Source organism: Pectobacterium versatile (genome assembly GCF_003932035.1).
Classification (GTDB): Bacteria; Pseudomonadota; Gammaproteobacteria; order Enterobacterales; family Enterobacteriaceae; genus Pectobacterium; species Pectobacterium versatile.
The window spans coordinates 39,184-53,164 of record NZ_CP034276.1 but is presented as its reverse complement, the minus strand read 5'-3'; the positions used below and the strand labels follow the sequence as shown (position 1 = coordinate 53,164).

At 52.8% G+C, this 13,981-nt stretch carries 11 protein-coding genes; 7 read left to right on the top strand and 4 right to left on the bottom strand.

The features are described 5' to 3' along the window. Positions 1-220 precede the first annotated feature (220 nt). Positions 221-1,912, bottom strand: coding sequence for an NAD-dependent DNA ligase LigB (gene ligB / locus EIP93_RS00230; RefSeq protein ID WP_125232101.1), 1,692 nt, complete (start codon positions 1,910-1,912; stop codon positions 221-223). A 321-nt stretch (positions 1,913-2,233) separates the two neighbouring features. On the opposite strand from ligB, the gene gmk reads away from it, so the two are divergent. The 7 genes from gmk (at position 2,234) to EIP93_RS00195 (ending at position 11,487) form a co-directional block, all read left to right on the top strand. Next, entirely contained in the window at positions 2,234-2,857 is a 624-nt protein-coding gene (gene gmk / locus EIP93_RS00225; RefSeq protein ID WP_095701105.1) for a guanylate kinase, read from the top strand. Between the two features lie 53 nt (positions 2,858-2,910). Next, complete coding sequence (rpoZ, locus tag EIP93_RS00220) at positions 2,911-3,186, top strand: DNA-directed RNA polymerase subunit omega (RefSeq protein WP_103862855.1); 276 nt, start codon at positions 2,911-2,913, stop codon at positions 3,184-3,186. 18 nt (positions 3,187-3,204) lie between these two features. After that, on the top strand, positions 3,205-5,304 hold the full coding sequence (gene spoT / locus EIP93_RS00215; RefSeq protein ID WP_095701104.1) for a bifunctional GTP diphosphokinase/guanosine-3',5'-bis pyrophosphate 3'-pyrophosphohydrolase: 2,100 nt from the start codon (positions 3,205-3,207) through the stop codon (positions 5,302-5,304). A gap of 5 nt (positions 5,305-5,309) precedes the next feature. Beyond that, positions 5,310-6,002 (top strand): tRNA (guanosine(18)-2'-O)-methyltransferase TrmH, encoded by a 693-nt coding sequence (trmH, locus tag EIP93_RS00210; RefSeq protein ID WP_095993239.1) that lies wholly within the window; start codon positions 5,310-5,312, stop codon positions 6,000-6,002. Further along, complete coding sequence (gene recG / locus EIP93_RS00205; protein WP_125232100.1) at positions 6,002-8,083, top strand: ATP-dependent DNA helicase RecG; 2,082 nt, start codon at positions 6,002-6,004, stop codon at positions 8,081-8,083. Before trmH ends, recG begins: the two co-directional genes overlap by 1 nt. A gap of 166 nt (positions 8,084-8,249) precedes the next feature. Continuing rightward, the gene (locus tag EIP93_RS00200; RefSeq protein ID WP_039513320.1) at positions 8,250-9,638 is read left to right on the top strand and encodes a nucleobase:cation symporter-2 family protein; all 1,389 of its coding nucleotides are present in this window, start codon (positions 8,250-8,252) and stop codon (positions 9,636-9,638) included. Positions 9,639-9,795: 157 nt separating this feature from the next. After that, entirely contained in the window at positions 9,796-11,487 is a 1,692-nt protein-coding gene (locus tag EIP93_RS00195) for an AsmA family protein (RefSeq protein WP_125232099.1), read from the top strand. Positions 11,488-11,779: 292 nt separating this feature from the next. Here the strand turns inward: EIP93_RS00195 and fabY are convergent, their stop codons facing one another. The 3 genes from fabY to yihX form a co-directional block, all read right to left on the bottom strand. Beyond that, the gene (gene fabY / locus EIP93_RS00190; RefSeq protein ID WP_010298160.1) at positions 11,780-12,721 is read right to left on the bottom strand and encodes a fatty acid biosynthesis protein FabY; all 942 of its coding nucleotides are present in this window, start codon (positions 12,719-12,721) and stop codon (positions 11,780-11,782) included. Positions 12,722-12,859: 138 nt separating this feature from the next. Continuing rightward, positions 12,860-13,297 (bottom strand): D-aminoacyl-tRNA deacylase, encoded by a 438-nt coding sequence (gene dtd, locus EIP93_RS00185; protein ID WP_010281657.1) that lies wholly within the window; start codon positions 13,295-13,297, stop codon positions 12,860-12,862. Between the two features lie 64 nt (positions 13,298-13,361). Beyond that, positions 13,362-13,973 (bottom strand): glucose-1-phosphatase, encoded by a 612-nt coding sequence (gene yihX, locus EIP93_RS00180; RefSeq protein ID WP_039487454.1) that lies wholly within the window; start codon positions 13,971-13,973, stop codon positions 13,362-13,364. Between the last annotated feature and the right edge of the window lie 8 nt (positions 13,974-13,981).

The window sequence follows — 13,981 nt, the reverse complement described above, 5'->3', positions numbered from 1 at the left end:
GAAGCTATACGACAACATCCGTATGCCTGAGTTCAACGGAAATAATCAGGCTATCAGGCATTTCTATATCGCAAAACAGCAAATAGGCTTAGATCTTTAACGCGTAAATCTTACTTATGATTAAGTAGAGAGAACAGATAAAAATTGTCCTTTTATGTGAATGAATCCACGAAAAAAATAAAAGATACGATCCCAACATGTTCTGAAAAATCATCACCGCTTATCTATGTATGCCTTCACGATCTAATCGGGTAATTAATTCCACCACGATAGGGTGCTTCAGGAACGCCATAATCTCTTCTGCACGTCGCTCTCCAATACCGGAGAACTGTCGCCACTGCTGCGCCGTCCACTGCTGTAAAGCCAGCCAATCCACATCATCCAATGCGCTAATGGCGGAGCGAGGAACAGGAATACCCAGCGCAAGTAGCCAGCGGGATAACGGCATCTGCCGTGCCGACTGTAAGCTATCATAGATATCTCGCGCCCGCTTATCGCCCATGCCATTGACCGCATTAAGCTGTGCCTCCGTCAGAGATAGCCATGACAGCACATCCTCCAGTAAATCATGTTGTATCAGGCGCAGCCACATCCCTTCACGCACTCCCGCCAGATTTAATCCCTGTTCTCCACTCAGCCAGACTAAGCGCGCCAGAAATTGCGGCTGGCAAACCGCGCTATACCGAAAACAGCTAAAAGCATGGAAATCATGTTCACTAGGAAAAACAATGGCTGGCCGCTCAGCGCCACGCCATACCACATTATCCAGACGTGGAATTCCCTGCCCCGCCAGGCTGACGCTCACCCGATCGCCGGGCAACACGTCCCACTGTTTCCAACGCGACAGCGAGCCCACATTCACTCGGCTGACCGATTTGTCATCCAATTTAAGAGGATTGAGTTTTAACACCACGGCGATCTTACCCGTCCGTCCGACAGAAAACGCCACATCAGCCACTTCCGCAACCTGATGAACAGGCGGGTATTTCCATGCGATCGCCCAGTCGGCCGATGTATTACGCCAATAGCGCCCCTGCGGCTCTTTCGTCTGTCGGATAACAACGCCATCCGTCACAAAAGGCAGCGGACCGTGATACCAGTCATGACGCCATTTCTCCGCGTCGGTGAATGACCCAATAGCATGGGTATAGTCCGCCGTCATCGCAAACCCCATTTCCTTCAATTTATCCAGACGCTCGGGCATCGTCTTTGGGCCATCCGGCCATTCCCAGACGAATAGACCAATCTGCGACAACACAGGAGATGGCTGATGACGACGCATTTCACCGGCCACGACCGAGCGGGCATTAACACCGCCCTGAGTACGCTGTCGATGATCGGTCATCTTCAGGAAAAGCTCCCCTTGTAATACCAATGAGGAGGGCGTATCGGTTAATAGATGAGGAATTTCCGGAATCAGGCGCACTTTTTCCGTCCAGTCTTCACCTTGCAGGCCGTTACCTCGGCTAACCGCGGACACGAGCTTGCCGTGCTGATAGACGAGCGTGACAGCCACGCCATCAACTTTTGGCTGAATCCATAAATCCTCACGCTGTGCGATCCATTGCACCAGTTGCCGACGATCGGACAATTTTTTCAGTCCCGTATGGGCAATAGGGTGAGGCTGCTTGCCATTATCGGGTAACCGAGCAGGAATCGCGTTTTGGGGCTGAAAACATCCTAACCACTCGTTTAACTGTTGCCGCAGCTGATCATAAACGTCATCTTCTATCGGGCTTTTACCTTCGATGTAATACACGCCATCCCACTGTTCTAACTGGTGACGCAATGCATCAATTTCTTTGCCGGAACGCGTGCTATCCCAATTGGGACACACTGCAGCCACAGCAGGGAAATTGCCGATGCCCACCATGACGATGATGATCAAAAATGTGCGGATCCTGAGCCACATAGAACCTCCGGCCATCCATTAGCGAATGGCCGCAGTACATAGCAACGCAGAGGAAAATACGAGGCGAAAAAAGGAGAAATGCCAAACGCGCCGCAAGATGATTCATCGTTTGCAGCACCGATAAAAAAGACGGGAACGTGCTTCGCAATCTAAAAAAGAAACGTTGGAAAAACGTTTTCCCGATGGCATAACGAAAAAACAGTCAGCGGAGAATTTATCGCAGCGCGACTGATGACATATAGGCGTGTATAATGCGGGGAAATGCGCATTTTTCTGCTGCATATCACCATTCACCATCGTAACCGTTAATAAAACTTCATTATGGCTCAAGGCACGTTATATATCGTTTCTGCTCCCAGTGGAGCTGGGAAATCCAGCCTGATTCAGGCGTTATTAAAAACTCAGCCGCTTTACGACACTCAGGTATCGATTTCGCATACCACGCGAGCTAAACGACCGGGAGAAAACCACGGCGAACACTATTTCTTCGTCGAAGTCGATGAATTCAAGCGTATGATTCAGAACAGTGAATTTCTGGAACACGCTGAGGTCTTCGGTAATTACTACGGTACATCTCGGCCAGCAATTGAGCAGGTATTAGCGACTGGCGTTGATGTTTTTCTGGATATCGACTGGCAAGGTGCCAAGCAAATCCGCGCTCAAATGCCGCACGCGCGCAGTATTTTCATTCTGCCGCCGTCAAAAGAAGAGCTAGCTCGCCGCCTGCGTGGCCGTGGACAAGACAGCGATGAAGTCATTGCCCGTCGTATGTCTCAGGCTGTGGCTGAAATGACGCACTACGGCGAGTATGATTACCTGATTGTGAATGATGATTTTGATCTGGCACTGCTCGATCTAAAAACCATTATTCGCGCCGAACGTCTGCGTTTGAGCAGACAAAAGGTTCGGCATGATGCATTAATCACCAAACTATTGGCAGACTGACGCCTCTTTCAGTATGATGCCCAGTCATTTTATTTCCTGTGGAGTAGCACATTATGGCACGCGTAACTGTTCAAGACGCTGTAGAGAAAATTGGTAACCGTTTTGATCTGGTGTTGGTCGCTGCTCGTCGCGCCCGTCAACTCCAGACTGGCGGCAAAGATCCGCTGGTTCCTGAAGAAAACGATAAGTACACCGTGATCGCACTGCGTGAAATCGAAGAAGGTCTGATCAACAACCAGATTCTGGATGTTCGTGACCGTCAGGAACAGCAAGAGCAGGAAGCCGCAGAGATTCAGGCGGTTACCGCGATTGCTGAAGGCCGTCGTTAATCACACCACGAGTCGCCCTTGTACATTTTCGAAAGCCTTAATCTGCTGATTCAACGTTATCTGCCAGAAGATCAGATCAAACGTTTACAGCAGGCTTACTTAGTTGCACGTGATGCTCACGAGGGGCAGACTCGCTCCAGCGGTGAACCCTATATCACGCACCCAGTTGCCGTCGCCTGTATTTTGGCGGAGATGCGTCTCGATTACGAAACGCTGATGGCAGCACTGCTGCATGATGTCATAGAAGACACCCCCGCCACCTATCAGGACATGGAACAGCTTTTCGGTAAAAGCGTTGCTGAACTGGTAGAGGGCGTGTCCAAGCTGGACAAGCTGAAGTTCCGCGATAAGAAAGAAGCGCAGGCTGAAAACTTTCGCAAAATGATCATGGCAATGGTGCAGGATATTCGCGTCATCCTGATCAAGCTCGCAGACCGTACCCATAACATGCGCACACTGGGCTCATTGCGCCCGGACAAGCGACGCCGTATTGCACGCGAAACGCTGGAAATATACAGTCCGCTGGCACACCGGTTGGGTATCCATCACCTCAAAACCGAGCTGGAAGAGTTGGGTTTTGAGGCGCTGTATCCGAACCGTTATCGCGTCATTAAAGAGGTCGTCAAGGCCGCACGCGGTAACCGCAAGGAAATGATTCAGAAAATCCTGTCGGAAATCGAAGGACGTTTGACTGAAGCTGGGATTGCCTGCCGCGTCAGCGGTCGCGAAAAACACCTGTACTCCATCTACTGCAAAATGCACCTGAAAGAACAGCGTTTTCATTCCATCATGGATATTTACGCGTTTCGGGTCATCGTGAAAGAGCAGGACACCTGTTATCGCGTGCTAGGCCAGGTTCACAGCCTGTATAAACCCCGCCCAGGCCGAGTAAAAGACTATATTGCTATTCCCAAAGCCAACGGCTACCAGTCACTGCATACTTCTCTAATTGGCCCGCACGGCGTGCCAGTCGAAGTGCAGATTCGCACCGATGATATGGATCAAATGGCGGAAATGGGTGTCGCCGCGCACTGGGCCTATAAAGAAGGTGAAAGCAGCACCACCGCACAGGTACGCGCCCAACGCTGGATGCAAAGCCTGCTAGAACTCCAGCAAAGTGCCGGTAGCTCGTTTGAATTTATCGAAAGTGTTAAGTCCGATCTCTTCCCTGATGAGATGTACGTCTTTACGCCAGAAGGCCGTATTGTGGAACTCCCCGCAGGCGCGACGCCCGTCGACTTCGCCTACGCAGTACACACCGATATTGGCCACGCCTGCGTCGGCGCACGCGTCGACCGCCAGCCTTACCCGCTGTCACAGTCGCTCACCAGCGGTCAAACCGTTGAAATTATTACCGCACCCGGCGCCAGACCGAATGCCGCATGGCTTAACTTTGTGGTTAGCTCCAGAGCGCGCTCCAAAATTCGCCAGATGCTGAAAAACCTCAAGCGTGATGATTCCGTGAGTCTCGGCCGCCGCTTGCTGAACCATGCATTAGGCAATGGCCGCAAACTCTCCGACATCCCTGAAAAGTCGATTCAGCTTGAGCTTGAGCGCATGAAGCTCGCCACGCTGGACGATCTGATGGCGGAAATTGGTATGGGTAATGCCATGAGCGTCGTTGTAGCAAAAAATCTGCTGAACGAACAATCTGAACTGGGCACAACCGGGCTGCGCAAGTTGCCGATCAAGGGCGCAGATGGCGTCATGATCTCATTTGCCAAATGCTGCCGCCCCATCCCTGGCGACCCGATTATTGCCCACGTCAGCCCCGGTAAAGGGCTGGTTATTCACCATGAATCCTGCCGCAACATTCGCGGCTATCAGAAAGAACCTGAAAAATTCATGGCGGTAGAGTGGGATAAGGTGACAGAACAAGAGTTCATCGCCGAAATAAAAGTGGATATGTTCAACCATCAGGGCGCACTGGCGAATCTGACGGCCGCGATCAACGCTGCAAACTCCAATATTCAGAGCATCAACACGGAAGAGAGAGACGGCCGCGTATACAGCGTCTTCATCCGCCTCACTACCCTCGATCGCGTTCATCTAGCCAATATTATGCGTAAAATTCGCGTGATGCCGGATGTCATCAAAGTTAACCGTAACCGAAATTAACCGTCATGACTCCTCAACGTTATGCACGCATAAAAGAAATGCTCAACTGTCGTCAGCCCGATCTGACGATTTGCATGGAGCAGGTGCATAAGCCTCATAACGTTTCTGCAGTTATCCGTACGGCGGATGCCGTCGGTGTGCATGAAGTCCATGCGATTTGGCCCACTAGCCGGATGAAAACGCTGGTCTCCTCCGCAGCAGGTAGCAATAGCTGGGTGCAGGTTAAAACCCATCGCAACATAGGTGATGCGGTTGGTCACCTGAAGGCTGAAGGCATGCAGGTTCTGGCGACCAATTTGTCTGAACATGCGGTCGATTTTCGGGAAATTGATTACACCCGCCCGACCTGTATTCTGCTTGGACAAGAAAAAACCGGTATTACAGCCGAAGCGCTCAAACTGGCCGATCGAGATATCATCATTCCGATGACTGGCATGGTGCAGTCGCTGAATGTGTCTGTAGCCTCGGCGTTAATCCTGTATGAAGCCCAGCGCCAGCGCCAAATCGCCGGTATGTACCAGCGTGAAGACAGCCCGCTTGATGAAGAAGAGCAGCAGCGCCTGCTTTTTGAAGGGGGCTATCCAGTACTGGCACGCGTCGCAAAACGTAAAGGACTGCCTCGCCCTTATATTGACCATCAGGGTCAGATTGTAGCGGATACCCCGTGGTGGGCCGCGATGCAATCGTCGGAGTGCTGATGAAAGGCCGCCTGCTGAACACCCAACCGCTGAGTACACTTGCCGGCGTGGGTGCAAGTCAGGCAGCGAAGCTCGCACGACTTGGGCTGGAAACCGTGCAGGACCTCCTGCTGCACTTACCTCTGCGCTACGAAGACCGCACGCATCTTTATCCTATTGGCGACCTCCTCCCCGGTATGTATGCCACCGTGGAAGGTGAAATCCTACGCAATGACATCACCTTTGGCAGCCGTCGCATGTTGACCTGCCAAATCAGCGACGGCAGCGGCATGCTGACCATGCGCTTCTTCAATTTCAGCGCTGCGATGAAAAACAGCCTCGCACCGGGACAGCGCGTTACCGCTTATGGCGAAATCAAGCGTGGCAAAATCGGCGCGGAAATCATCCATCCTGAATATCGTGTTCAGGGGGATAGTACGCAGGTCGAGCTACAGGAATCACTCACGCCGGTTTACCCCTCCACAGAGGGCGTTCGTCAGGCGACGCTCCGCAAACTTACCGATCAGGCGCTGGCGTTGCTCGATGCAAACCCCATCGATGAGCTGCTGCCTGAATCTCTAAGCCGATCGCTCATTAGCCTGCCGGACGCACTACGCACGTTACATCGTCCTCCGCCGAATATGCAGCTCAGCGAGCTTGAGCACGGGAAACACCCAGCACAGCAGCGGCTGATTATGGAAGAACTGCTGGCGCATAATTTGAGCATGCTCGCGGTACGAGCGGGGGAGCAGCGGCATAAAGCTTCGCCGCTACAGGCGCAAGACGGTTTGAAGCAACGGCTGCTCGCTGCCCTGCCGTTCAAACCCACACAGGCGCAAGAACGTGTCGTAGCCGAAATTGAAACGGATATGGCGAAAGACTTCCCGATGATGCGTCTGGTGCAGGGCGATGTCGGTTCAGGGAAAACGCTGGTCGCCGCACTGGCAGCATTACGCGCCATTGCCAACGGCAAACAGGTTGCGTTGATGGCACCAACAGAGCTATTGGCCGAACAGCACGCCCATAATTTCCGTCAGTGGTTTGAACCGCTAGGGCTTGAAGTGGGCTGGCTGGCTGGCAAACAAAAAGGGAAAGCGCGTCAGGCGCAGCAGGATGCCATCGCCAACGGTCAGGTTTCCATGGTTGTCGGGACGCACGCTATTTTTCAGCAGCAGGTGAAATTCAACGGGCTGGCATTGGTCATCATTGACGAACAGCACCGCTTTGGCGTGCATCAACGCCTTGCGCTGTGGGAAAAAGGCGAAGAACAGGGATTTCATGCCCATCAATTGATTATGACCGCAACACCGATTCCCCGTACGCTGGCGATGACGGCCTATGCCGATCTGGATACATCCGTCATTGATGAACTGCCGCCGGGCAGAACGCCCGTCACCACGGTTGCCATACCGGATTCACGCCGCAGCGACATTATCGAACGCGTGAGTAATGCTTGCCAGCAGGAAGGGCGACAGGCCTATTGGGTGTGTACGCTGATCGAAGAATCCGACCTCCTGGAAGCACAGGCCGCAGAAGCCACCAGCGAAGAACTGAAGGCAGCCCTGCCGAATCTCAAGGTCGGATTGGTCCACGGTCGCATGAAAGCGCAGGAAAAGCAGGCAGTAATGCAGGCCTTCAAACAGGGCGAACTGCAACTGCTGGTGGCGACCACCGTCATCGAGGTGGGTGTGGATGTACCCAATGCCAGCCTGATGATTATTGAGAACCCGGAGCGTCTGGGTCTGGCGCAGCTGCATCAGTTGCGCGGGCGCGTGGGACGCGGCGCAGTGGCGTCTCACTGCGTGCTGCTCTATAAAACGCCGATGAGCAAGACCGCACAAAAGCGGCTTCAGGTTCTACGCGACAGCAACGATGGCTTTGTCATCGCTCAGCGCGATCTGGAAATTCGCGGGCCGGGTGAATTATTAGGCACGCGCCAGACAGGCAATGCCGAGTTTAAAGTCGCTGACCTCCTGCGCGATCAGGAGCTCATTCCACAGGTACAGCGCGTTGCGCGCCATCTTCATGAGCACTATCCCGAGCATGCCATTGCGCTAATCGAGCGCTGGCTACCAGAGCGCGCACGCTACACTAACGCCTAACCACAGCAGCGCATTCTGTATTTTTCTTAAAAGTATCACCTTAAATAATAAGGTCTTGCTTGCCAGACAAAATTCATATCAAAAAGATGAGTTAGCAAACGTTTGCTTTCAGCAAAGAGATCATTAAAATGCGCTCTTTGTCGTTTCAGGAACGCCAACTTACATCATGACTACCACCACGGAAACGTCCCAAACAGAAGCCGCTGCCGCACCTCAGCGCAGTGAACTCATCTATCATCTTGAAGACAGACCGCCGCTGCCGCAAACGCTGTTCGCTGCCAGCCAGCACTTGCTTGCCATGTTTGTTGCGGTGATTACCCCCGCGCTACTGATCTGTCAGGCATTAGGTCTACCCGCTGAGGATACGCAGCGCATCATCAGCATGTCGCTTTTCGCTTCCGGTTTGGCTTCTATTCTCCAAATTAAAACCTGGGGCCCTGTCGGTTCTGGTCTGTTGTCGATTCAGGGCACCAGCTTTAACTTCGTGACGCCGCTGATTATGGGTGGACTCGCGCTGAAAAACGGCGGCGCTGATGTTCCTACGATGATGGCAGCCCTGTTCGGTACGCTGATGGTCGCTTCCTTCACCGAAATCATTCTTTCACGCTTCCTGCATTTAACCCGCCGCATTATTACCCCGCTGGTTTCCGGCATTGTGGTGATGATCATTGGTCTGTCGCTGATTCAGGTCGGCCTGACCTCCATCGGCGGCGGCTATGCCGCAATGGGTAATAACACCTTCGGCGCGCCCAAGAACTTACTATTAGCGGGGGCGGTACTGCTGGTTATTATTCTGCTTAACCGCCAACGTAACCCTTACCTGCGCGTCGCCTCACTGGTGATTGCCATGGCGGTGGGTTACCTGGGTGCTTGGTTGATGGGAATGCTGCCGGAAAGCGCCCCTGCTCAAAATGACACGATTATTATGGTGCCTACGCCTCTGCATTACGGTCTAGGCTTTGACTGGAACCTGTTGATTCCGCTGATGCTGGTCTTCATGGTGACATCGTTAGAAACCATCGGTGACATCACCGCGACCTCCGACGTTTCAGAGCAGCCGGTCAGAGGCCCGCTGTACATGAAACGCTTAAAAGGCGGCGTGCTGGCAAACGGCTTGAACTCTTGCCTTTCTGCCGTATTCAATACCTTCCCTAACTCTTGCTTCGGCCAGAATAACGGCGTCATCCAGCTTACCGGTGTTGCCAGCCGCTATGTGGGCTTCGTGGTTTCACTGATGCTGATCGCGCTGGGGCTGTTCCCTGCCGTTAGCGGATTTGTGCAGCATATTCCAGAGCCCGTTCTGGGCGGTGCCACTATCGTGATGTTTGGTACGATCGCCGCTTCTGGTGTGCGCATTGTCTCTCGTGAGCCTCTGAATCGTCGTGCGATCATGATTATTGCGCTGTCGCTGGCTGTTGGTCTTGGCGTATCGCAGCAGCCGCTGATTCTGCAATTCGCACCGGATTGGATTAAAACATTACTGTCTTCCGGTATCGCCGCTGGCGGGATTACAGCAATCGTGCTGAATATCGTCTTCCCACACGAAGAAAAATAGCGCCAGCCCGCAATAATTTCAGTTCAGTTCATGTAAAAGCGAGCGGTGATGCAACACTGCTCGCTTTTTACTGTCTGTAACAGCATTACCTATTGAGCCTTCAGGGAAATTACGGCATAAGAACAGTTCTCCCTGACGATTGGCATGGACTGACACGATGAAATTTATCGGGAAATTATTGCTGACCCTACTGCTGCTGGCCTTTTTAGCGCTAGTAGTCGTATACGTATTATTGCAAACCAGTTGGGCTGCAGGCTGGGTAAGTAATTGGGTAAACCAGAATACCGACTACCAGTTGTCACTGGGCAAAATTAATCATGACTGGTCAACAGCCGATCATATCCAACTCACCGATGTCAGTTTTGGCCAGAAAAATCAGCCGCCGACACTCACTGCAAAGCAGATTTCAGCCGGGTTTAGCGCCCGCCAGATTACCGAGCCGCGCCATTTCGCTAGCCTGGAGCTGGAAGGCGGCACGCTAAACCTTTCCTCACAGGCCGCCACACTCCCTATCGAAGCCGATGTGCTACAGCTGCGTACCATGGCGCTGCAGGCAAAGGACGGCGATTGGCGTCTGAATGGTCAACAGATTAACGGCGGAATAATGCCGTGGCAGCCAGAGGCTGGCTATCTTCTGGGTAAGCAGGGACAGTTCCAGCTCAGCGCCCGCTCACTCGAACTCAACGATATTCCCGCCAGTCAGGTCTTGGTTCAGGGCGAAATCAACCACAACCAGCTGATTCTGAGCAATTTCGGCGCGGATGTCGCTCAAGGGCAACTAACAGGCAGCGCCAGCCGCGCAGAAGATGGCAGCTGGCAGATCGGTAGCCTGCGACTCAGCAATGTCCGTTTGCAAACGCAGAGAACCCCGGAGGCCTTCTGGCAACCCGTTACCGAACTACCTTCTGTTACGGTTGACCGCTTTGATCTGATTGATGCCCGTATCGAAGGGCCGGGTTGGGCGTTTATTGACCTTGATGTTGCCCTACAAAATGTCACGTTTAAGCAGAATGACTGGCAGAGCGAAGGGGGAACGCTGTCATTCAATGCGACTGACATTGTGAACGGCAACATGCACCTTATCGACCCTATCGTAAATCTGGATTTGTCACCGGCGGGCGTTAACATCAAGCAGTTTTCTACGCGCTGGGAAGGCGGCTTGCTGCGAACCAACGGCAGTTGGCAGCGTAGTAACCACCGTTTACAGCTGAATGAATTTGTTGTCGCAGGGATGGAGTACACGCTCCCTGGCGATTGGCGTCAACGCTGGCAAGCGCCCCTGCCATCATGGCTGGCAGAAGTGAATGTGCGAAAATTCACGGCGAACCGCAATCTGCTGATCGATATCAACCCGGATTTCCCTTTTCAGCTAACCGCATTGGATGGCTACGGCAGCGATTTGCTGCTGGCTCGCAACCACCAGTGGGGAATGTGGACAGGATCGTTGAATCTTAATGCCAGCGACGCGACGTTTAATAAAGTCGATGTGCGCCGTCCTTCAATGGCACTGGTAGCCGACGATAATCAGATCGCCATTAACGAACTTAGCGCATTTACGCAAAATGGCATGCTGGATGCCAAGGCAACGATCCACCAGCAACCGGCACGCAATTTCTCCCTGTCGCTGACAGGACGCGCCGTACCGCTGGATGTTCTGACGCGTTGGGGATGGCCAGAACCGGCAACCGCACCAACAGGCAACACGAATCTGCAATTGCAGTTAAATGGGCGACTTGCCGCTGATACACCGCTTAAGCCGACGCTAAGCGGTACGCTGCAAGGTGTGGATAGCAACGACCACCCAATCAGACAGCAAATGCATCAGGGAACCGTGACAGAAACGCCGTAATTATTACGTTTTCAAAACACAGGGCCAGACCGCTGACAAACCAATTTACCGGATGGAAACGGGAGTAACGGAATAGAAGAGTAAAGCGTTTGCGCCATGGATGGCGCAATCCGAGCTTACATGGACGTACTCGCAGCGTCTTTACGATCTATCCGTTACTCCCGCTCGATGGACTTTGTCAGCAACATCACCCAGTGAGAATCACGGGTATTATTATGGCGAAGTGCTGCTGACTAACTTGTAACGTGATGTATTGATGGGAAGAACGTTATCATGCTTGACTAGCTTCGGGCTAATCCACTACTGACCCGCCCTCTTCCAGCGGTGCATCCGGTTGAGCAGGCAGCACGATATAAACCCCTTCGAACAACGCCCCTTTATTGTCATCACCGAAGAGTTCAACATTAAGCTGCACGCGTGCCTTACGCCCACGCGCGAGACGATCCAGATCGCCACTCAGCGACCCTAAATCAGCAATAGCGTTCGGTCGGCCACTTACTGGCGCACTGTAACGAATGTGCGCATCCGCCAGAATGATCGTTCCACCGAGGTGTCGTTCACGCAGCAACAGCCAGATTAATCCCCACCCGGTGAGCGTAGCGAGAGAAAACATGCTGCCGGCAAAAAGCGTGTGATGTGGATTCTGGTTGCCTGTTTCAGGCATAGTGGTAATAAATTGCTTTCCGGTGTACTGGCTTATCCGCACACCCATTTTTTCACTCAGGGGAATGTGCTCATACCACGCCTGCTGCAACTGTCCGCACCAGTCAGGGCGATGCAAAATGTCATCCAGTGTCGCCACCGGTTTAATCATCAAGAAGTGCCGCACGGGTGTGGTTTGTGGCGCGGTGATCTCTCCCTGATTAACAAAGCCCAGCTTGGAGAAGAAATCCATTGCGTCTTCTCGGGCGCTACAGACCACGCGCTTGACGCTTTCCTGACGCGCGACTGACTCCAGAGTAATCGCAAGCAGCGTACCTAACCCTTTCCCTCGGACGTCGGGGTGAACAGCTAAAAAACGGATTGCCGCTTCATTATCCGCATTGATAGAAAGACGCCCAATCGCAACCAGCCTTCCCTGTTCATCCACCACAGTTTGGTGATGTGCCAGAGCATCATAGGCATCACGCTCGGAGCCCAGAGGCTGATGCAGAGGTTTACGCAGCATTTCCCAGCGAAATTGATAGTACGCATCCAGTTCTTCCGCGCTTTCAGGTACTCTCAAATGATACATAACCCTTCCTCTATACCGAGATGCCTCATTGCATCAGGGTTCATGAAATCAGACTGTTGAAGCAAATTTATACGCAGAACGGCAATGGTAATAGCACGTTACAACACCATGACATTACAGACCGATGACGCGACAATGCTATGTCTGTAGCCAGAACGTCACCGGGCCGTCATTCACCAATGCCACTTTCATATCTGCCGCAAACTGCCCCGTTTCCGTGTGAACGCCTTGCTCACGACACTGTCCGACAAAATATTGATAGAGGCGATCGGCCTCTGAGGGATGCGCACCGCGAGAAAAACCAGGCCGCATGCCACGCTGCGTATCGGCAACTAGCGTAAACTGCGAAACCACCAGCACATTGCCGCCAGCCTGACGAACATTGAGATTCATTTTCCCGTCATCGTCGCCGAATATGCGGTAACCCAATACACGTTCGCAAAGTCGCGTGGCTTTTTGTTCGTCATCGCCCTGCTCAACGCCCAGCAAGATCAGTAAACCTTTATCGATTTCCCCAACCACACTGCCTTCTACCGTAACGCTGGCGCTGGATACTCGTTGAATTAGCGCAATCATAAAACCCAACTACTCCTGATGTTATCATTCCCAATAGGGGCTGTGTCCGCCCCTGCGATATAAATCATGCTTTAGCCGTCGTCGCCTGCATGGCGAAAAAATCCGGCACCACCTGACGATCGGTCACCAGAATGCTGTGAATGCCCAGGCTTTGTGCCGCATCGACGTTCGCGGCATTATCGTCAAAAAAGACGGCTTGCGCAGGCGGAACGCCTTCCTCTGTCAGGACATATTGATAAATCGCCAATTCCGGCTTACGTAATCCAATATCTTGCGACAGGTAGAGCTTGTCGGCCGCCGTCGCCACTTCTGGGAATAGCGCAGGCCAGTGTGAACAGTGGAGACGATTAGTATTCGACAGAATCACCACGCGGTGCCCTTCCTGACGCAGGCGCTGCATGATGTCGATAACCTCAGGACGCAACGCGACAAAAATAGCCTGCCAGCCAGCGGTGAATTGTTCGAAGCTCAGGGCGATGCCCATTTCCTGGCACAGTCTGGTGGCAAATTCCTCGTCGCTGATCTCACCCCGCTCATGCTGTTCAAACGCCTCGCCCATGACAAAACGCTCTTGCAACGTCGCGAGCGGCGCGCTGCTCAGATTACTCCAGACACCCAATACTCTATTGAAATCAATATCTATGACGACATTGCCTAAATCAAAGATATACAGCATGGCAGTGA